The organism is Polyangiaceae bacterium, from assembly GCA_016715885.1.
Classification (GTDB): domain Bacteria; phylum Myxococcota_A; class Polyangia; order Polyangiales; family Polyangiaceae; genus Polyangium.
Genome location: JADJXL010000008.1, coordinates 26,615 through 46,871, shown reverse-complemented (window position 1 = coordinate 46,871; position 20,257 = coordinate 26,615). Strand labels below are relative to the sequence as shown.

11 protein-coding genes, 1 pseudogene and 1 riboswitch are annotated in these 20,257 nt (G+C 60.5%); of the genes and pseudogenes, 6 read left to right on the top strand and 6 right to left on the bottom strand.

Annotation, left to right across the window (positions count from 1 at the left end):
- Positions 1–256: 256 nt before the first annotated feature.
- Positions 257–2,260, bottom strand: coding sequence for an OmpA family protein (locus IPM54_11705; GenBank protein MBK9260482.1), 2,004 nt, complete (start codon positions 2,258–2,260; stop codon positions 257–259).
- A gap of 476 nt (positions 2,261–2,736) precedes the next feature.
- Here IPM54_11705 and IPM54_11700 point away from each other — a divergent pair, with 476 nt between their 5' ends.
- From IPM54_11700 to IPM54_11685, 4 genes and pseudogenes are all read left to right on the top strand, one after another.
- A complete protein-coding gene (locus tag IPM54_11700; GenBank protein ID MBK9260481.1) occupies positions 2,737–4,887 on the top strand; it encodes a TIGR04551 family protein in 2,151 nt (716 codons plus the stop codon).
- Between the two features lie 42 nt (positions 4,888–4,929).
- A pseudogene (alaS, locus tag IPM54_11695) lies at positions 4,930–7,663 on the top strand (alanine--tRNA ligase).
- Between the two features lie 222 nt (positions 7,664–7,885).
- The gene (locus IPM54_11690; GenBank protein MBK9260480.1) at positions 7,886–9,523 is read left to right on the top strand and encodes an N-acetylmuramoyl-L-alanine amidase; all 1,638 of its coding nucleotides are present in this window, start codon (positions 7,886–7,888) and stop codon (positions 9,521–9,523) included.
- 210 nt (positions 9,524–9,733) lie between these two features.
- Complete coding sequence (locus tag IPM54_11685) at positions 9,734–10,969, top strand: PD40 domain-containing protein (protein ID MBK9260479.1); 1,236 nt, start codon at positions 9,734–9,736, stop codon at positions 10,967–10,969.
- A 3-nt stretch (positions 10,970–10,972) separates the two neighbouring features.
- Here IPM54_11685 and IPM54_11680 read toward each other — a convergent pair whose 3' ends face one another.
- Together IPM54_11680 and thiC are read right to left on the bottom strand one after the other, a co-directional pair.
- On the bottom strand, positions 10,973–11,698 hold the full coding sequence (locus IPM54_11680; protein ID MBK9260478.1) for a hypothetical protein: 726 nt from the start codon (positions 11,696–11,698) through the stop codon (positions 10,973–10,975).
- 48 nt (positions 11,699–11,746) lie between these two features.
- Complete coding sequence (gene thiC / locus IPM54_11675) at positions 11,747–13,627, bottom strand: phosphomethylpyrimidine synthase ThiC (protein ID MBK9260477.1); 1,881 nt, start codon at positions 13,625–13,627, stop codon at positions 11,747–11,749.
- Positions 13,616–13,728, bottom strand: a riboswitch (TPP riboswitch). It overlaps the preceding gene by 12 nt.
- Before the next feature lie 180 nt (positions 13,729–13,908).
- On the opposite strand from thiC, the gene IPM54_11670 reads away from it, so the two are divergent.
- Positions 13,909–15,894, top strand: a complete 1,986-nt coding sequence (locus tag IPM54_11670) for a hypothetical protein (protein MBK9260476.1) — start codon at positions 13,909–13,911, stop codon at positions 15,892–15,894.
- On the top strand, positions 15,894–16,682 hold the full coding sequence (locus IPM54_11665) for a glycerophosphodiester phosphodiesterase (protein MBK9260475.1): 789 nt from the start codon (positions 15,894–15,896) through the stop codon (positions 16,680–16,682). Before IPM54_11670 ends, IPM54_11665 begins: the two co-directional genes overlap by 1 nt.
- Before the next feature lie 3 nt (positions 16,683–16,685).
- On the opposite strand, the gene IPM54_11660 is transcribed toward IPM54_11665, so the two are convergent.
- From IPM54_11660 to IPM54_11650, 3 genes are all read right to left on the bottom strand, one after another.
- The gene (locus tag IPM54_11660) at positions 16,686–17,294 is read right to left on the bottom strand and encodes a response regulator (protein ID MBK9260474.1); all 609 of its coding nucleotides are present in this window, start codon (positions 17,292–17,294) and stop codon (positions 16,686–16,688) included.
- A gap of 455 nt (positions 17,295–17,749) precedes the next feature.
- Positions 17,750–18,730, bottom strand: a complete 981-nt coding sequence (locus IPM54_11655; GenBank protein MBK9260473.1) for an ABC transporter permease — start codon at positions 18,728–18,730, stop codon at positions 17,750–17,752.
- On the bottom strand, positions 18,727–20,253 hold the full coding sequence (locus tag IPM54_11650) for an ABC transporter permease (GenBank protein ID MBK9260472.1): 1,527 nt from the start codon (positions 20,251–20,253) through the stop codon (positions 18,727–18,729). Before IPM54_11650 ends, IPM54_11655 begins: the two co-directional genes overlap by 4 nt.
- Between the last annotated feature and the right edge of the window lie 4 nt (positions 20,254–20,257).

Below are 20,257 nucleotides of genomic sequence, written 5' to 3'. Positions count from 1 at the left end.
CTACCCACGACACCGCAGGATGTCTTTGGTTCCGCGTCTCTGATCGCGGTTACGAACGTGCGCGTCTGCATCGCAGATGCGTCTTGTTCCCCCTCTCCAACGCTAGTTGGAGAGGGGGTTAGGGGGTGAGGCATGTTCCCCCTCTCCAACGCTAGTTGGAGAGGGGGCTAGGGGGTGAGGCATGTTCCCCCTCTCCAACGTGAATTGGAGAGGGGGCCAGGGGGTGAGGCGTGAGGCGTGAGGCGTGAGGTGCAGATCAGGGGGGCGGGGGCGGCGCCGTCTGGACGTCCGAGCCTTGCTTCTTGATGGACTTCAAGATCACGAACTCGACGCGACGGTTCTTCTGCCTGCCCTTGGCGTCCTTGTTCTCGGCGATGGGTTTGTCTGGACCATATCCCTTGCCAACGAGGCGGCTCGCGTCGACGCCCTTGCCGACGAGATACTTCACGACGGCGTCGGCGCGCTTCTGCGACAGAGTCCGGTTCTGATCGGCAGGTCCGACGTTGTCCGTGTGACCCGCGACCTCGACGAGGAAGATCTGCTTTCGCGTGTTGAGCACGCTCGCGACGCTATTGAGCACGGCGAAGCTGACGGCGCCTTGGATCTTGTCGCTGCCCGTCGCGAACTCGACGCGCTGCAAGATCTTGATGTCGTCGTCGGTGACTTGGACGAGGCTCACGCCCCTGTCCGGACAGCCATCTTCGTCGTCGACACCGTTCAACGTTTCTGGTTTGTCCGGGCACTTGTCGAGGTGGTCGGGGATCCCGTCCTTGTCGCTGTCGGGAGCTTCATCCGGGCAGCCGTCTTGATCTTTGAAGCCGTTGACGATCTCGGGTTGGTCCGGGCACTCGTCGGCTTCGTCGAGGATCTTGTCGCCGTCGTTGTCCGGCTCGGGGCACCCGTCGGTGTCTTGGAACCCGTCAGTGTCTTCCGGCTGATCCTTGCACTGATCGTTCTTGTCCATGACGCCGTCTTCGTCGACATCGGGACAGCCGTAGAACTCCTTGCTGCGCATCTTGCCGGCATCGTCGGGGCACTTGTCTTCCGAGTCGGCGATGTTGTCCTTGTCGCGATCGGGCAGGATGTCCGGGCACCCGTCTTCGTCTTGGAAGCCGTTGATCGTCTCCTGCTTGTCTTTGCACTGATCTTTCTCGTCGGGGACGCCGTCCTGATCGTTGTCGTCGTCGAGGCACCCGTCATCGTCTTCGAAGCCGTCTTTGTCTTCGGGGATCGTCGGACATTGGTCCTTCTTGTCGTTGACGCCGTCGCCGTCTTCGTCACCCACTTCGTTGACGAACGAGACGCCGCCGATGGCTCGGAAAAGCGGCACGCCGACGCCTTGGAGCACACCGCCGCCGCCGCCGATCGTGAACGCAAGCGGAAGACTCAGCGGCGTGATCTGCGCGCCGCCACCGACTTCGAGCGAGTTCGTACCGTTGAGCGAGCTGAACTTCGTGCCGCCAAAACCTTCGGCAAAAACCTTGAAGATGGGGCTGACTTGGTAGCCCACCGCCGCGCCGTATCGGAATTCAAAGGGGCCGAGCTCGGTCGTACCAAGGCGAGCCGCTGGGCGGTACTGACCGCGCAAGTTCATTGCGAACGACAGCTTGTTGAATTGGCCGTCGAAGATGAGCCGGCCGCCTGCGGTGATGGGCAAGCTGTTGCCGATGTAGCTGTTTTGCGCGGTCAACGTGCCAAGCGGGGCCGATACGTCGATCGCTCCACCCAGCACGAAGGCACTCTTCTGGGGGTCGCCAAAGAAGCGGAACTTGCCTTCGAGCGTCGCGTCGCCAACGCCGAATGCTTTGAGTCCGCCGGCTGCGGGGCCGCCCGTATTGAGGTCGATGCCGTCACCCGACACGTACATCACGGGCACGCGCAAGCCAATTTGCATGAATGACAGCGGCACGAGCGACGCGAGCACGTCCACCGTGAACATGTCGTTGATGACGTTCACGTCGCGCTGATTCGTCGCATTCGGCTCACTGCAGTTCGTCTCCGCCTTGCAGCTCCTCACGACGAACGGCTTGTTTGCGTAGTTGAACAAGACCCCTGCGGTAAAACCCCACAGCGAGTCCATGCGTGCGCCTTCGACCGTGAAGTAGTTTTTCGAACCGGGCGCAGCCTCGAATCGCTGGACGGAAAATTCGCCCTCCTGCGCGCTCGACGGCGTCTGTTGAGCACCAGCGGTCGCGGATAGCAGCGAAGCGCTGCAAAGTCCTACGAGTGGCAGCAACCTGAGCGATAGTCGCGTTCTCATCAATCCTCTTGGCCCGGAATGGACGGAACCCACACGTTGGGAACGGCGTTACACGTGGATTGCAGGAATAAAAGAGTGCTGCGGCTACTGCAACAGAGAACCGGGATTTGGGAGCGAGTTCACCAGCCGTCGCAATGCCGCGTCACTCGGATGGGCGTCGTGCTTGCGGATCGGGCGTGGCGGGACTGATCTCGAGCGGCGGGCTTTCGAGTGTCGTTGACAGTCGCCCTTTCGGTCTGGCAAGCGGCTCGCACGAGGGGTTTTCCCCGACCCGGATTCCGACGCACCCTGGACGAGGTCGGGCATCGATCTGCGTTGACCACATCCGCTGGGCATGAGACACCGCGACGGCTCACATGTTTGGCTCGACAGAGCCTCGGTGTGGCAAGACGAATCGTACCAACCAAAAAAACCAAGCACACCGGAAGCGGTTTCCAACAGCGGGGCCGGCCGGTGTGTGGCATGCAGCAGCACCGATGCGAACTTCGTCGTGGTCCCCAAGCTTGTCGCGCACTTCGATTCCAGCTCTCCTGGCCTTCGGATCGAGCGTGCTTTTCTCGGTGTCCGCTGCGGCGCAGCCCGCGCCCGCCGAGCCTCAAAAGCCCCCTCCGGAGACGACCGCAGCGCCAGCGCAACCGTCTGAAGCGCCAGCGCAACCAGCGGAGGCGAGCCCTGCGCGTGAAGCGGCACCAGCTCCTTCGCGTCCCGACGAAGATCGGCTCGTACCCGCAGATGCACCCAAGACGCCGCCCAAAGCCGTCGCATCGCCCGATCCCGACCGCGACAAACGTGCGCTCACGAGACAAGGCGCCGAGCGTCCCGCAGCGGCAAACGCCGTTGGGTCTCGACCGAGCGAAGTGTTTGCCGAAGACTGGTGGTCACAAGCGCGTCCGAGCATCGAGGTGCACGGCGTATTCCGTACGCGCACGGAACTATTTTACCAGTTTGCCCTGGGACGACGCGACCCGATCGCGAGCGCGCTTTGGCCTCAGCCCGCGGACAACCATTACATCCCGACGGCAGGCGAAGCGCAGGTGGTGCGCCTGTGCGGTGACGATCCCACCGCAACGCCGCTCGCCGCTTGCGAAGACAACACGCAGCTCGGCGTGAACATGCGTTTTCGCTTGAACCCCGAGATCCACATTTCGGACAACCTTCGCATCCATTCGCAGTTCGACGTCTTCGACAACCTCGTCTTCGGATCCACGCCCGAGGGGTACATGAACGTGCCCGCCGCAGGTGGCGGATACACCGTCGCTGCGCGTGGCGGCTACGCGCCGCTCGGAGCGCTTTCCACGACCGCGTGGGCACCCGTTGCAGGTCAAACGAGTCTCGTGGACTCGATCGTCGCCAAGCGCGCGTGGGCTGAGTACTCGACACCCGTCGGGTTGCTCCGATTCGGCCGCATGCCCAATCACTGGGGCCTCGGCATGGTCTACAACTCCGGTGACGGTTACGACTCGGATTGGCAGTCGACGGTCGACCGCATCATGTTCACGACCGGGATCAAAAAGTACGACCTGTACTTCTCCGGCGCTTGGGATCACATGGGCATTGGCGCCACGAGCGCTCGTTTTGGCGAGCAGCAGGGCCAGCCCTACAACCTCGGCAACCTCGACGATGTGAACCAGTACGTTGCAATCATCGCGCGAAAGCGTGACCCCGAACTGCAACTGCTCGATCTGGCCAAGGGACTACCGGTCATCAACGCCGGCCTCTACTTCGCCTACCGCAGCCAAACGCTCGCCAACGACGACACGTCATCGTCCACGAACGCAGCGTCGCTCGGTCAATTGCCGACGAACGTGCGTCTCGGTTATACGCGTCGCGAAGCCGAGTTTTTCATGCCAGACCTTTGGTTCCAGTTCCTGTACAAGAAGTTCCGTTTCGAGGCTGAAGCGGCGATGATTTACGGAACCATCGAGAACACGGGGACCACGGGGCGGCCGAGCGGCAACCTTACGGGGCAACCGTCGGTCGTCGACGTCAACCCGCTCGATGCGAAAGACGTTGGTTACACGGTGCGAAGTTTCGGCTTGACGGGGCAAGCCGAGTTCCGCGCGATGGAGGACAAGCTTCGTCTCGACTTCGGTTTCGGTTGGGCATCGGGCGATCCGGATGTCGAGTCGCTTGCGCCTCCGCGCACGGGCATGGAGCCGCAGCTCACGGCGGATCGCACGTACTCGATGTTCCGCATGCATCCGGACTACCGCGTCGACCTCATCTTTTGGCGCAACATCATGTCGCGCGTGCAGGGCGCCTACTACTTGCGGCCTCAAGTGCAGTACGACTTCTCGCGTGATCCGAATGGCCAAAGGCTTGGTGGCAGTGCGGCGGTCGTTTGGAGCCGTGCGAGCGAGTTCATTCAGACGCCGGGCAACAAGCGCGACCTTGGCGTGGAGCTCGATTTGTCGCTGTATTTCCAGGCAAAAGACGGCAGCCTGAACGACGGTGTCGACAAGATGGGCGGCTTCTACACGGCGCTTCAATACGGCGTGTTCTTCCCGCTCGGCGGCCTCGACTACCTGCAAGGCGAAGTGACGCGTTATGCGAGCGAAAATGGTGGTTCGCAGCTTCAAACGGCCACCGCACAAGCCTTCCGGTTGTACCTGGGCGTGATGTTCTGACCGCGCTTTCCCCCAGAAAAAATGCTAGAGGGGGGCACGCGTATGTCTGCCTCTAGCCATCAAATTCGCCGCACCTTCCTCGATTTTTTCGCCTCGCGTGGACACGAAGTCGTCCCGAGCGCTCCGCTCATCCCGCAAAACGATCCGACGCTCATGTTCGTGAACGCCGGCATGGTCCCGTTCAAAGACGTTTTCACGGGCAAAGACGTGCGCCCGTACAAGCGCGCGGCGAGCAGCCAGAAGTGCATACGGATCAGCGGCAAACACAACGATCTCGAAAACGTCGGCGTAACGGCCAGGCATCACACGTTCTTCGAGATGCTTGGTAATTTCAGTTTTGGCGCCTATTTCAAAGAAGAAGCCATCGTGAGCGCGTGGGAGCTGCTCACGAAAGTATACGGCGTTCCCACGGACAACCTCGTCGTGACCGTTTTTCAGGGCGCCGAAGGTTTTCCCGCGGACGACGAAGCTGCCGAGCTTTGGCGCAAAGTCACGGGGTTCAGCGACGACCGCATTTTGCGCCTCGGAATGGCCGATAACTTCTGGAGCATGGGCGATACCGGGCCCTGCGGTCCATGTTCGGAAGTTCATTACTTCCATGGCGGCAAGGCGGATGTTTCGCGATTTGGCGAAGAACCGCGGCTCGATGGTTCTGGCTGGACCGAAATTTGGAACCTGGTTTTCATGCAATATGATCGTGCCGAGAAAAACGCGCCGGTCACATCGCTTCCTGCACCGAGCATCGATACGGGAATGGGTCTCGAGCGTATTTCGTGCGTATTGCAAGGCGTGACGTCGAACTACGACACCGATCTTTTGCGCCCGCTCGTCGATTGCGCCGCAGCGATTGCGCGGAAGCCTTATGGCGGATCCCATGCGCCCGATGACGTATCCATGCGCGTCATTGCCGATCACGCTCGCACGACGGCATTTCTTGATTGCCGAAGGTGTTTTGCCGGAAAAACAGCGTCGTGAATACGTGCTCCGTCGCGTCATGCGTCGCGCCATTCGGCATGGATATCGCCTCGGCATTGAAAAGCCCTTCTTGCACGAAGTGGCTGGTCTCGTCATCGAGCGGATGGGGGACGTGTATCCGGAATTGCGAGCGCGGCGGGAGCTCATCATGCGCGTCACCGAGGACGAGGAGGTGCGATTCCGCGCGACGTTGAAGCGCGGTTTGAAGATCCTCGACGAACGATTCGACGAAATGAAAACGCGCGGAGAAAACGTTCTCTCCGCGCCCGCGGCGGCCGATCTTTATACGACCTACGGCTTTCCGCTCGATTTGACGCAAGTCATCTGTGCCGAGCACGGGCACGGCGTGGATGTCGAGGGCGCCGAGAAAATCGTCAAGGGTGCCGATGAAGCCGATGGGCCCATCGATCCGAATGCGGCCGTGGATCAGGCCTATCGTGAGGCGCGCAGCAAACTCGCGGCACCCGTCGCTTTCATTGGATACGATCACGAAAGTGGTACGAGCGAAGTCGTGGCCATCATTGCGACGGAATCAGGTGCAAGCTCGGACAAACCAAAACGATCGCTCGCGGATCGAGCTGGCGTCGGTACGAACGTCGAAATCGTCGTATCGAAAACGCCGTTTTATGCGGAGAGCGGCGGCCAGGTGGGGGACATCGGCACCATTTCCGATGAAAAAGGTTTGCGCATTCGCGTGACCGACGTGCAGCGGCCTCTTGCGGGGCTCGTCGTGCACATGGGTGTCGTCGAAGCGGGCGAAGTGCAGCTCGGGGCGCCCGTGAAGCTCGATGTCGACCATGCCGCGCGGAGCGCGACGCGACGCAACCATTCCGCGACGCATCTATTGCATTGGGCATTGCGTACGGTGCTGGGCGAGCACGCGCAACAAAAAGGCTCGCGCGTGGGCCCGGACATGCTCCGATTCGATTTTGCTCACAACAAACCCCTCACGCGGGAAGAAATCGAGCGCATCGAGGATTTGGTCAATGCAAAAATACTCGAAAATGCACCCGTCGTGACCGAAGTATTGGAAATCGACGAAGCGCGTAAACGCGGCGCGGTGGCGATCTTCGAAGAAAAATATGGCGACGTCGTCCGTATGCTGACGATGACGAAAGATTCAATCGAGCTTTGTGGCGGCACGCATGCTCGAGCGCTCGGGGACATTGGTCTTTTCAAGGTTACGTCCGAAGGCGGCGTCGCTGCGGGCGTGCGCCGCGTGTTCGCGTCGACGGGGTTGAATGCGCTTGCGTACGTGCGAGGCGTGGAAGAGGACATGTCTCGGGCGCGTACGGTGGCCAAAGCGACGGGCGTGGATTTGGCGGACAAGATTGGCAAGATCGTCGCGCACGAGCGGGAGCTCGAAAAGAAAGTCGCGGAGCTCGAGAGGCGGCTGGTCGAAGGTGGCGGGCCGGGTGGCGGCGGGGGCGGAGTGGACGCGATGATGGCCGAAGCCAAGGAGATTGGCGGCATTCGGGTATTGGCGCGGCGCGTCCCGGACGGCACGCAATCGGCCGTATTGCGCGAGATTGCGGAGAAGCTACGCGACAAGCTGGGCGAGCACAGCGTGGTGCTCGTGGGCGCCATTGCGGGAGACAAAGCGCAGCTTTGCGTGATGGTGTCCAAGGCGGCGACGGCAAAAATCAAGGCGGGTGATTTGATCAAGGCCGTGGCGAAAATCGTGGGCGGCTCGGGTGGAGGCCGGCCCGATATGGCGCAAGCGGGTGGCACGGAAGTGGGCAAAATCGACGAAGCAATTGCGGCCGCTCATGGTGAAGTCGCGCGGCTCGTAGGGAGCTGACGAAGTTGCGCACCGCGCGCAAAATCGAATCGTCGCCTACTGCCTGACCCCATATCGAATGCGAATCACGCCCTGCGTCATTGACGCGGGGCGTATCGCTTTGTGCTCGAAGTATCGCTTGCATTGCTTCGTCAATTGACGTAGGGCTATATTGATACCCTTGCCTCGGCATTGACTCCGTTGGCGCTGAACATTTCCACCCCAGATAGAAAAGGACTTGCCATGACGCGTTCTCTCGGTTTGCTGATGGTCTTGCCCGTGATTTCGGCTTCTGCGCTTCTCATTGGTTGCGGTGACGCGGGTAATCCGCCCGTGGATGATCCTCCGGATGAATTTTGGGGGACGGAGGCCGCAAGCGTTACTGAGCATCCTTATCAGGCGCATTTCGAGTCTGCGTCGCAGAAGTTCAATGTGCCGGCGCCGCTCCTCGTGGCGCTCGGATATTCGGAAACGCGCCTCTATCACGTGCCTGGTGAAGCGTCCGAAATCGAGGGGTTGCCCGCGACGTATGGTGTGATGGGGCTTCGTGGCGATGCCATCGTCAATGGCGCAATGCTTGCGGGCGTTTCGGAAGCCGATGTGGAAGCCGATCCGGCGGCGAATATCATGGCGGCTGCTGCGCTGCTCGATGAACATGCCAAGACGCTTCAGGTCGATCGTGATGACCTTGGCGCGTGGGCGCCGGCCGTGGCCGAATATTTCGCGAATCCGAACCTCGAAGCGGCCGCGCATTTCATTCACGAAGAAGTCTATCGTGTGCTGCGTGAAGGCATTGCGGCGCCCGAGGACAGCGGCATTGGAGAAATTCTCGGAGCCATTCCCGACGTCACGCCGAAGTTCCCTTCACCGCAAGCATATGGCGGCGGCGAACCTCCCAGCGCCTACTATTCACTTGCGAAATGGCGCCCCGCACCTTCGTCGAATTACACCTCGGGACGCAGTGGATACAAGGTGGAGCTGCTCGTCGTGCACACGTGCGCCGGCGGATACGCGGGCTGTTGGGGCTGGCTCAATACGCCGTACCCGAAGAATCCCTACAAGACGAGCGCTCATTACGTCGTCAACGAGAGCGGCTCGGAAATCTCCGCGCTCGTGGATGAAGTGAATACTGCGCATCACGTCGGCAAGTCATGGCAGAGCAAACCGACGAATCCGCGCTCCGTGGGTATCGAACACGGCGGCTTTTCGTATACCTCGTCCAACAAGTGGACCGAAGGGCAGCTTGCGGCGTCCGCGAAGCTTGCATGTGACGTCGTCAAGCGACAGAACATCATTCGCGACCGCAATCACATCATTGGTCACTACCAGCCCGATCCGGTCAATCGCGCCAACGATCCGGGGCCGGCGTTCCCCTGGACCGATTACATGAATCGCATCAATAATTGCGTCGGCGGTGGCGGCGGTGGCGGCGGCGGCGGCGGTGGTGGCAGCGGCACGACGATCACCATCGATAGCAACAGCGGGGCCAACAACGCCGCAGTGGCGCGGCTCGTTACGCCGTCGGCCAATTGGAAAGCGTCGACGAACGTCACGGGGTATTACAATACCGGCTATTGGGTTGCTCCCACGGCCGCCGTTTCCGATGGCGTGCACTTCGAGTTTTACCTGGCCGCTCCTGCTTCCAAGCAGGTGTACGCGTGGTGGACCTCGGCAAGCGACCGTTCGACGACGACGCCCTTCGTGGTCTTCAATGCGGCGGGCACGAAGCTTGGGACCGTCAACAAGAATCAGCAATCGGGCGGCGGCTCCTGGCAGAGCATCGGTACGTTCAACTTCACGGCGGGCTGGAACCGCGTAACGGTGTCTCGCTGGACCGGGGCGGGATTCCAAGTCGTCGCGGACGCGGTCCAGATTCGCTAATGCATTTGGTGAGACCCGCAGCGAGCTCGCCCTCGCTGCGGGTGTGAGCCCGGCCGAAGCCCGAACTTTTCCGCCTCTCGCGGTTCCCCCCAAATTCGCCCGCTTCGCGGGCTCGAACTGTGGGACCCCCCTCGAGCGGCGAAAAAGTTCGGGCTTCGATCTCTGTCCTGACTTGTGTGTTTGTCTCTCTGCGTCATACTCACCATTCTAATGACGACTCCCTTGCACCACCGGCGTTTCCCTTGGTTGTTGTCCGCTCTCGCGCTCGTTCTCTCATCCGGTTGCCGCGAAGCGCCCATTCCGGAAAAAACTTCGCCCCCCGAGGCCGCTCGGCCGGCGGCCATTGCGGAAAAACCGGCTGCTCCACCAAACACCGTAACTCCGCCGGCACCTCCCTCCGCCGCCAAACCGCCGTCTTCTACGGCAAAAGTGAATGAAATTCCTCCGGAGGAAAAGGAAAAACTGTCGGGATTCATTTCGTTCATTTCCGAACGCGATGGTCAGCGCGAAGTGTACATCGTTCAGGCAAACGGAACGAAGGAAAAACGTTTTACCGACAACAAACATGCCGATTACAATGGCCCGTTTTCCCCCGACGGCAAAGCGCTGCTCGTCATGCGCGTCGAAGGTGAAGAAGGGCCGCACAAACTTTATCATTGGCCGCTCGATGGGAGCGAACCCAAAAGGCTGGGCCCGGATACGGGGCGCATTCGTTTCCCAAACTTTACACCGGACGGTAAATTCATCGTATTCGAATCTGGCGGAAGCAAGGACCTTCCATCGGAGTTCGTCGATATCTACCGTATCGATTCGAGTGGCAAAAAGCTCGAACGGCTCACGAACAATCCCGAGGGAAACTTCGAGCCGGCCGTTTCACCCAAAGGTGATGCAATCGTGCACATTTCGAGTCGCGATCGCGTGGCCGAGCTTTATGCCATGAAACCCGACGGCAAGTCGCCTTTGCGTGTCACGAACACGCAGCGTGACGAATGGGGCGCTCGCTTTTCCCCGGATGGAAAACGGATTGCTTTCGTGAGCGATCGCGAAGGGGCCGATCGAATATGGCTTATGGACTTTCCCAGCGGCGAGGCGCGGCGTTTGACGCAGCGTAGCCCTGCACCACGCGTCACCGAGGACAAGATCGCATGGGCGCCGTCAGGTCAAAAGATCGCATACGTATTGACGATTCCCGATGTGCCGAGCGCCGTGGTCATTTTCGATTTGGACAACGGTAAAGAAACGTTTTTGCATGGTCCCGCGGGAGCACAACCGCTGAGCGAGCCGTCGTGGTCGCCGGATGGTCGGCATTTGGCGGTTTCCGTGGGGCAAGGCAAAGAGCAGCAAATTTGGATCGTGCGCGAAGACGGCGGCGCGTGGATGCAATTGACGAAGTCGGCTGGCGGCAATTGGAATCCGATTTGGGGCGCGACCAAATCGAAGAAGTAGCGGTCAAAAGCGCATTTCGAGCTGCATCGAGCGTAAACCCACGTGCAAAGTGGGTTGAAAGGCTTCGTTGGCTTTTTTCCGCGCGAGGACGGTTTTGGGGTTCAAGATGCCCCCGACAAACAGCGCGACACCGGTGACCTGCGCCAACCCCTCGAAAACATAAATGAAAGCGCTGCCCTGAGGGGCATATGCACTGAAGGCGAAGGGACCGACAATGGGAATGTACAGCGTATGCCACGGCGCAACTTCCGTGGTGAAGCCATCGATGGACGGGGGCTCATCGGCTTTGTCCGCTGCAGCGATTGCAGAGGCGGCATAAGCGAGCGCAAAGAGGGTAGGGCCCGCAATGAGCAATGGGACATTGTAGCGTTCTTCGAGCTTGTATCCGTGTGGAATGGGGCCACCGCTGTAGGACAATTCGTTCGGTAGGCTGCCCGAGGGACCCCATGCCGCGGCACCGAATGGATAGGAGTATCCGTACGGAGGATGAAATTGGTATTGAGGATACTGTGCCGTCGGATGCATTTGCGGCGGTAATGGCTTCGATGGATCAGCGATGGGCGGCTGAGCTGTTGGTGGCGGGATAGCTGGAGCTGCCGCGGGAGACGCATCGGGCGCGGGCGGTGGCGGAGGGCCTTCCGGCGGTGCGGGAGGTGCTTGCGCAATCGCGCGTGGCGTTGCGAAAAGCAGGATGGATGCCGTGAAACCAGCGAGAGCGAAGCGTTTCATGGGTCGCCGTCCGTGGAAGTCTCTACGGCGCGATACTTCCACGGATGGCTAGACTTTACGATAGATTTCCGCCCCGCCGGCCACGAATTCAGCGCTTTTTTCTTGCATGCCGCGGACGAGCGCTTGCTCGGGGATGACATCGCCCTTTTCTGCCGCATATTTTCGGACGTCTTCCGTGATTTTCATCGAACAGAAGTGAGGGCCGCACATGGAGCAGAAGTGGGCGACTTTGGCATTTTCGCTGGGCAACGTTTCGTCGTGAAATGCCCGAGCGCGTTCCGGATCGAGCCCCAGATTGAATTGATCCTCCCAGCGGAATTCGAACCTGGCGCGGCTCATCGCATTGTCTCGCGCTTGCGCGCCGGGGTGACCTTTGGCAAGGTCCGCGGCATGGGCGGCGATCTTGTACGTGATGACGCCTTCCTTGACGTCGGCGCGATTGGGCAAGCCGAGGTGTTCCTTGGGCGTCACGTAACAAAGCATTGCCGTGCCAAACCATCCGATCATGGCCGCTCCAATGCCGCTCGTGAAATGGTCATACCCTGGCGCAATGTCCGTGGTGAGCGGGCCCAGCGTGTAGAACGGGGCTTCGTCGCACAAGCGGAGCTGCTCGGTCATGTTGTGCTCGATCATGTGCATGGGTACGTGCCCCGGGCCTTCGATCATGACTTGCACGTCGTGTTTCCAGGCAATTTGCGTGAGCTCGCCGAGCGTCTTCAATTCGCCCATTTGCGCGTCGTCATTGGCATCGGCAATGCTGCCGGGCCGCAAACCGTCACCCAAAGAAAAACTCACGTCGTACGCCTTCATGATTTCGCAGATCTCTTCGAAGTGCGTGTAGAGAAAGTTTTCTTTATGGTGTGCCAAGCACCATTTGGCGAGAATCGATCCGCCTCGAGAAACGATTCCGGTGACGCGATTGGCCGTGAGCGGCACGTAGCGCAACAGAACGCCGGCATGAATCGTGAAATAGTCCACTCCCTGCTCGGCTTGTTCGATGAGCGTGTCGCGATAGATTTCCCAGGTGAGCTCCTCGGCTTTGCCGCCGACTTTTTCGAGCGCCTGATAAATGGGCACGGTGCCGATGGGAACGGGCGCATTGCGAAGAATCCATTCGCGCGTTTCGTGGATGTTGTGTCCGGTGGACAAATCCATGACCGTATCGGCGCCCCAGCGAATGGCCCACACCATCTTGTCGACTTCTTCTTCGATGGATGATGTAATGGCGCTGTTGCCGATATTGGCATTGATTTTGACGAGGAAGTTACGGCCGATGATCATCGGCTCGCTTTCGGGATGATTGATGTTGGCCGGGATGATGGCCCTTCCGCGTGCTACTTCGTCACGAACGAATTCGGGCGTGATATGTTCGGGAATCTTTGCCCCGAACGAGCGGCCGGGGTGTTGTTTACGATAAACATCCGCTGCCCGTTGTTGTTCGCGCAGCGCGACGAATTCCATTTCGGGCGTGATGATGCCTTTCCGAGCGTAATGCATTTGAGTGACATTGTGGCCCGGTTTGGCGCGCCAGGGTTTGTCCGTGGTGCGAAAGCGAAGCGAATCGAGCGATCGGTCTTCGCGGCGGCGCTGGCCATAAACCGAGCTGACTCGAGGGAGCTGTTCGACGTCGCCACGACGCGTGATCCATTCCTGCCGTAGCGGGGACAAACCTTGTTCCACATTGATTTGCGCGTCGGGATCGGTATAAGGACCGGACGTATCGTATACGGTGACCGGGGGATTGGGCACGAGGCGCGGGGCCGAATGCGTTCCTTCGCGCGTGGGTGTTTGCGATATTTCGCGCATCGGTACGCGAATATCGGGATGAAGCGAGCCGCTCACGAAGACTTTTCGTGATGCCGGCAGGGCACCCCGCGTAATTCCTTCAAGACGAGTTTGGTCGACGCGTTGCTGTTTGACGCTGCTCATGACGCTTCCCTCCGCCGGTGCGAACCGGATCAGGTTCGAGGGTTCGGCGGTTTCCCTGCGGTCGTCGCCGTCTCAGCCTGGTGGCTCCCCTAGGTCGAATGCGAGGTATCGTCGAAGATGCGTGCGAAGTCAAGACGATTGGCTAGGCGCTCGGGCAAGTGGTTCGGCATGCTCGAACGAACGCGGATGTCCTGCGACGAAACCAGTTCATCCAAAACGCGAGCTCGTGCTACGCTATGTTTCTCGATGTCGGCTGTTACTCTTGCCCGATGGGGGTTGGAATGAGCGTTCGTCGCCTCTTGCCACTTTGCGTTGTGCCTTTGGTTTACGCTGCCGTTCCTGGGTGTTCCGAAGATATTTCGGAGTTTTCTTTGACGAACGCCGTCGTCACGATTGACCCTCGGGGGCTGCCCGGTGGCACCCTGAGCATCCAAGTCACCGCCGAAAATGACGGTCAAGCAGCATGGGAACCAGGCGACGTCGTGCTGAAGCTGGATGCGGGTCAGGGTTTTCCCGCACAGTCGGTGCCGCTGCAAGCCGAGACAGAACCTGGCGCAAAAGGCACGTTCAAGGGGACGCTGAAAGCGCCTGCGCAGGTAGGTCTCTTTCGATTGATGTTCGATGCGACGTATCAAGCGGAGAAGTTCGGACAGATTGCCGCGCCGGTGACCGAAGTGACGTGCAGCGACGGCGTGTATTGCAACGGCGCGGAACGGTTTGTCGCAGGCGCTTGCGTGGCGGGGCCGAATCCGTGCGACGACAAGGCCGATTGCACGACGGATACGTGCGACGAGGCGACGGATACGTGCGCACATGAGCTCGGGGCCAACTGCGCAAAGTGCAAATCCGATTGCGTGCCGGATTGTACGGGCAAGATTTGTGGAGACAATGGTTGCGGCGGCAGTTGCGGCTCGTGTCCCATGGGGCAGGCATGTGCCAATGCGGAATCGATGTGCAAACCGACGAATCAGGCGGGCACGTGCACGTCACCGCTCGAATTGTTGCCGGCGGGGACACCTCTCTTGGGCGTTCACCAAATTCAAGGGGACACGACCGACGGCTTGCACGAAGTCGTGCCGACGTGCAATTCGACGAGCACGTCCGTCGAAAAGGTCTACACGTTCACCCTGACCGAAAAAATGGGTATCGAGGCGCGCGTATCGGGATACGATACGGTTTTGCACATTCGTAAAGAATGCGCGAACGACGCGTCAGCAGCGACCGTCGGATGCAGCGACGATGCGTCTCCGCCGGGCGATTACGGCTCACGTGTGGACGCGGCGCTCGATCCGGGGACGTACTTCCTGATTGTCGATGGTTTCGATGCATCGCAATACGGCGCATTCAATCTGCAAGTGAAATTCACGTCGAACGGCTGCGTACCGCATTGCGACGGCCTGCTTTGCGGACCAGACGATGGCTGCGGTGGAGATTGCGGCAGTTGCGATCCAGGGTTTGCCTGCACGGACAAAGGGCGTTGCCGTCCCGATCCGTGCGTTCCCGATTGCAAGGACAAGGAATGCGGCGATGACGGTTGCGGCGGCACGTGCGGCACGTGCGCCGAAGGGTCGCTCTGCGTTCCTTCGTCGTCGACATGCCAGGTATTTGCCAATTGCGACAACGAAAAGCCCACATGCACGCCTCCTTGCGGCGCTGGCGAATTCTGCGGGGTTGATTGCGGCTGCCATGCCATTGGCGATCCCATGCCGGATCTCGTCATCGACGAAAAACGTCTGGCGGAGGAAATCCTCTTCGATTCGCTCGAGGTCAGCGAATCATCGTGTGCATTCGTCGAAGCTTGCGTGGGCGGAACCGGCACGCGCAAAGTGCTGCGATTCAGCGTCGAAGCAAAAAACCAAGGCCAAGCGACGCTCACCGTGCCTCCGCCAGCCGATCGGCCCGACCTGTTCATCTTTTCGGATTGCCATGGGCATTACCACTTCAATGGTTTTGCCGAGTACAAATTGCTCGACAAAGACGGCAAAACCGTGCTCACCGGACACAAGCAGGCCTATTGTATGGAAGATACGCAACAAATCGCCTTTGGTCCGAACGTGGGATGCGACAAGATTTACACCTGCGAAGAACAAGGCATTCAGGCGGGTTGGTCCGATCTCTATGGCAATGCGCTCGATTGCCAATGGCTCGACGTCACCGACGTGCCCGCTGGTGATTACATGATCCAAGTCGTCCTCAATCCGAGCCGGGAATTCGAGGAAGTGAGCTTCGACAACAATACGGCCACGGTTCCCGTGAAGATCCAATAATGGCAATTCGTTTCATCGATGGTCCTCGCCCGCGGCTTTTCGGGCATCGTGGTGCATCCGGCACGATGCCCGAAAATACGCTGCCGTCCTTTTCCGAAGCACTCGCGGCCGGCGCCGATCGCCTGGAGCTCGACGTGCACTTGACCGCGGACGAAGAGGTCATCGTGCTGCACGATCCGGACCTCGACCGAACGACCGACGGCAAAGGCCCGGCGAGCCGATTGCGTTTGTCGGAAATCCGCGAGCTCGATGCTGGATACCAATTCGCAACATCCGAGGGCATTTGGCCTTTTCGTGGGCGACGGATTCGCGTTCCGACGTTCGCCGAAGTGCTGACGCATTTTCCGAACGTACCGCTCAACATCGAGCTGAAATTGGACGAGCCAGCCTTGGTATCGGCCATGAAGTGGCTGCTCGAACGTTACGATGCAATGCCGCGGGTGCTTCTCGCCGCCGAGTCGCAATCACTCATGGACCGAATTCGCACAGCAATGCCGCGGGTCTTGACGGGAATGTGCTCGGCGGAGGTGCTCGAGTTTTGGGGGAATGGTGGAAACCAGGGCTACCGGCCGCCTGGCTTTGCTCTGCAGATTCCAGTCGAATACGCCGGCATTCCGGTCATTACGCCACGATTCGTGGAAGTGGCGCACGCGGTGAATCTTGAAGTGCACGCATGGGTCATCAATGACGAACCGGAAATGCGAAACCTCGTGGACATGGGCGTCGACGGAATCATGACGGATTTTCCGCGTCGCGCCGCAATGGTGCTCGGACGTGGAAGACGCTAGCCGTTACTTGCGGGTCCAACCATTTCGTTGCGATGGTGGCGGGGGCGAATCCAGAAGCGAGCGGTCGAGGCTCGGTGCGCGCTGCGTGAGCGGAGGAAGATCAGAGCCACGCCGCGTTGGCGGAGGCACGTCCGAAGGGCGCAGGCTCGGGCGCGGAAATGGGCTCATGCGCCCTTGCCCCGCGCCGGATGGTGATGGTGGGCGCAGGCTTTCCGGAGCGCGCTCGCGCTTTTGCCATGTGCCATCGAGGTACTCGGCCACTTGCTTCGCAAGGTCGTCACCGTCCGAAGTCTTCACGATGAACCCCGTGGCCTTCGTCGAAAGCACGAGACTTTGAAGCTCACGGACGGGTCGTTCGGAGAGAAAAACGATGGGGCAGGAACAAATGCCTTTCTGCATGGCAACTTCGACGAGTTTGCCCCCGTCGAGAGCAGGCATGTAGACGTCGACGAGAATCAGATCGGGCGAAGTGCGCGCGACGGCTGCTCCAAATCCAAAAGGTGAATCGAGCGTGGTGACGTCGTAGCCGCGCGATTGCAGCATCTGCTTGACCGCTTCGCGACACGTCTCGCTATCGTCCACGAAGAGGATGCGGCGCCGCGGAACGTTCATCTGTATCTTTGCGCTCCGAGCCCGAGTCGGCCGCCCTGGTCAATCCCCATTACGCAGATTCTATCGTCGCGAGCCATCGAACAGCAAGTCTTGAATTTGCCGGTGCCGCAGCGATCTCCGCCGATGCTCGAACCGGACGATTCACGCAGGCGCTTGCGCGTGCGTACCCATCGAGGGGCATGACGCGTGCTTGGACAAACGCGGCTGCGAATGCGGCAACACATGGCTTGCCGAACGTTCACGTGATCGCTACCAAGCTCGCTGGCCCGCACGGAGAACGTTTGACGTCAAAGGATCGCCCGTTCGCAGCCAGAAAAAAGGCCCGGCGAGGTTGGTCTGCACGCCGGGCCGAGCCCAAGCCATCCAAGGAGACCGGGCCATTCGAACGTATGTCGAGACCGCGAAGGCTTGCAAGCGTATCCCCGGAAGTGACGTATCGTCAGTGTCGACGGTGCTCAGCGCAATGACGCGCGCGCGGCGCGTGGGTCCATCGCTTCGCGTAAAGCTTCGGCCAAAAGGTACGAAGCGCCCACGGTCGCGAGCAGAAGCGCCCCCGGCAGGATGAGCAATCGCAGCGCCTCTGGGTGACGAGCTCCCTGCGCGAGCAGCTCGCCCCATGATGCGCTGTCGGACGGCGTTCCCATTTCGAGAAACGCAAGAGAGGCATCGAGCAATACGACCGATGCGACGCCAAAGACGGAGCTGACGGTGACGGGCCCAAGCGCGTTGGGCAAAACGTGCTGCAAGAAAATGCGCGTTCGCGACGCACCGAGAGCGCGCGCGGCAAGGGCGTAGTCTTCGGTTGTCGCACGCATCGATTCGGCATGAACGAGACGCGCGACTTCGGCCCAACGAACGAATGCGATCGCAAGAATGAGTGACAGGGACGATGGTTGGCGCTCGATCGCCCACACGAGCGCGACGACGATGATGGCCGGAAAGCTATCGACCGTTTCCACGAGACGCACGAGAACCGTGCGCGACACGCCGCCTCGAATGCCCGACAGTCCACCGAGAAAAACACCAAAAACAGTGCTGAGAAAAATGGCGGCAACGGACAAACCCAGCGCATTTCTCGCGCCGTAAACGACTCGCGCGAAGATGTCGCGGCCCTTCTCGTCCGTGCCGAGTGGATGTGCCGCCGACGAAGGTGCAAAGGGGCCCGCTGAAGTCGGCGCTGTTGGGCTCGCTCGCACGATGGGCCAAACGACGAACGCATCCGCGTAGGGTTTGTCCGGGTCTTCACTCGACGCGTACGGTCGCTTGATGGCAGGTGCGACGTCGACGTGACCTGGTCCGAGCACGAGCAGCGGTGCGGGGGCCGCAAGCAGCTCGGCAAAAATGCCGACGAGCGCGAGCATGCCCAAGACGACCGCGCCCACGGTTGCACGGCGATCGCGCAAGAATCGACGCACCGTGATGGTCGCGTGACTCATCCGTTGCGCCTCTTTTGCTGCAAGACGGCTGCGACGAGTCGCCGGTCGAGCACGATGTACGAAAGGTCCGTGAAGATGACGCCGAACGCTGCCGTCGCTGCCGTCAGGATCGACACCGCCATGAGCCAGCTCGTGTCGCGCGTACGCACGGCCGCAATCGTCGCTTCACCAAGCCCATCGAGACCGAAGACTCGCTCGACGACGAACGCACCACCCAGGGCCATCGGCGCTTCGAGTGTCGCGAGTGTGACGAATGGAAGCAGCGCGGTTGGCAAGGCATGCACGAAGATGGCGCGTGAGGGGCTAGCTCCACGCGCCATCGCGGCGCGCACGTGTTCCTGGGCAAACGCGGATGCAAGCGCCGCTCGAACTTGGCGCGTCGGCGACGCAAGCAATCCGAGCGCGAGGACGACCGTGGGAAGGATGAGCCCGGTTTGCAATTCCAAACGCGAGGCGAGAATCGCAAACACAGCGGTTGGAATCGCGTAGAGCAGCAGCAGCACGAAGGCGAGCGCGGCTTCGCGACGCCTGCTTCGTGTTGAAATGCCAGCAAAGCCCAGGACGAAGGCCACGCCATAGGCCAGGCCGATGGCGCCGAACACGAGCGTGAAGGTGACGGGAGCGCGACGAAGCACGCCGTCGAGTACGGGTGCACCATCCGGTCCGGGGCCGAACCGCCGCGTAAAAGCAGAGACCGCCCACTTGCCATAACGCGTGTCGAGGACGACGGCGGCGAAGCGTGAAAGACCATCGACGGTGACGAAGTCGTTCTCGTACACGAGCCAAAACAATCGCCATCGCTCGACGCAAAGAATCGCTGTGGGGTAGTCGTCGCCGGGAGCGATGCGATCGTCGCGCCCCGTGACGTGTGCCGCGATGTCAATCAGCGCCCGCGTTCGTTCGAACGATGCCGCGTCGTGAGGATGCTCGAGCGCCGCCATGATGTCTTCGAGCACGAAGGTGTCGAACTCGCGCATCTCTGCAGCACGTGATCCGCTTCCGTATCGCGACAAGCGGCGTACGGCACTGCGCGCCGCAGCGCGCCGAAATTCGATGTCACGGTCGTTCCAAAACCTCGTCCAAAACGCAACGGCACGCTCGGGATCGTCGAGTCGTTCGCTCGTGAACCCCATGCGTTCGCCGATGGGCGCGAGCGCCACGGTGACCTTCGCACGGGGTTCTGGCGAAAGAGCATCGAGTGTCGGCAACACATGAGGCAACGCCGCGCCGCCCAACCGTACGAGCTCGTCTCGGCCGCGCGCACTTTCATCGGAATCACCTTCGACGATCGCGCGAAGCGCGTCTTTCGTACGTGTTCGAACATCTTGTGGCGCGAGGTTGAAGAAGCGGGGCAGGTCGAGAAATTTTTCGCGACGCAACTGCTCGCGCTGCGCAGGCTCGAGCGGCGCTTTTGGATCGTCGGTGGGATCGGGGACGTACGAGAGGAACAAGAACGCGGCGAAGGAAACGCCGATCAGCGTCGGAATGATCCACAGGAGCCAGCGAAGCGCGTGCCGCAGCATGGAG

What these genes read in the sequence shown, in the direction of transcription:
- IPM54_11680 (MBK9260478.1), bottom strand. Translation starts at nt 11,698, where the DNA reads ATGAAACGCTTCGCTCTCGCTGGTTTCACGGCATCCATCCTGCTTTTC.
- IPM54_11660 (MBK9260474.1), bottom strand. Translation starts at nt 17,294, where the DNA reads ATGAACGTTCCGCGGCGCCGCATCCTCTTCGTGGACGATAGCGAGACG.
- IPM54_11655 (MBK9260473.1), bottom strand. Translation starts at nt 18,730, where the DNA reads ATGAGTCACGCGACCATCACGGTGCGTCGATTCTTGCGCGATCGCCGT.
- IPM54_11700 (MBK9260481.1), top strand. Translation starts at nt 2,737, where the DNA reads ATGCGAACTTCGTCGTGGTCCCCAAGCTTGTCGCGCACTTCGATTCCA.
- IPM54_11670 (MBK9260476.1), top strand. Translation starts at nt 13,909, where the DNA reads ATGAGCGTTCGTCGCCTCTTGCCACTTTGCGTTGTGCCTTTGGTTTAC.
- IPM54_11650 (MBK9260472.1), bottom strand. Translation starts at nt 20,253, where the DNA reads ATGCTGCGGCACGCGCTTCGCTGGCTCCTGTGGATCATTCCGACGCTG.
- thiC (MBK9260477.1), bottom strand. Translation starts at nt 13,627, where the DNA reads ATGAGCAGCGTCAAACAGCAACGCGTCGACCAAACTCGTCTTGAAGGA.
- IPM54_11705 (MBK9260482.1), bottom strand. Translation starts at nt 2,260, where the DNA reads ATGAGAACGCGACTATCGCTCAGGTTGCTGCCACTCGTAGGACTTTGC.
- IPM54_11665 (MBK9260475.1), top strand. Translation starts at nt 15,894, where the DNA reads ATGGCAATTCGTTTCATCGATGGTCCTCGCCCGCGGCTTTTCGGGCAT.
- IPM54_11690 (MBK9260480.1), top strand. Translation starts at nt 7,886, where the DNA reads ATGACGCGTTCTCTCGGTTTGCTGATGGTCTTGCCCGTGATTTCGGCT.
- IPM54_11685 (MBK9260479.1), top strand. Translation starts at nt 9,734, where the DNA reads ATGACGACTCCCTTGCACCACCGGCGTTTCCCTTGGTTGTTGTCCGCT.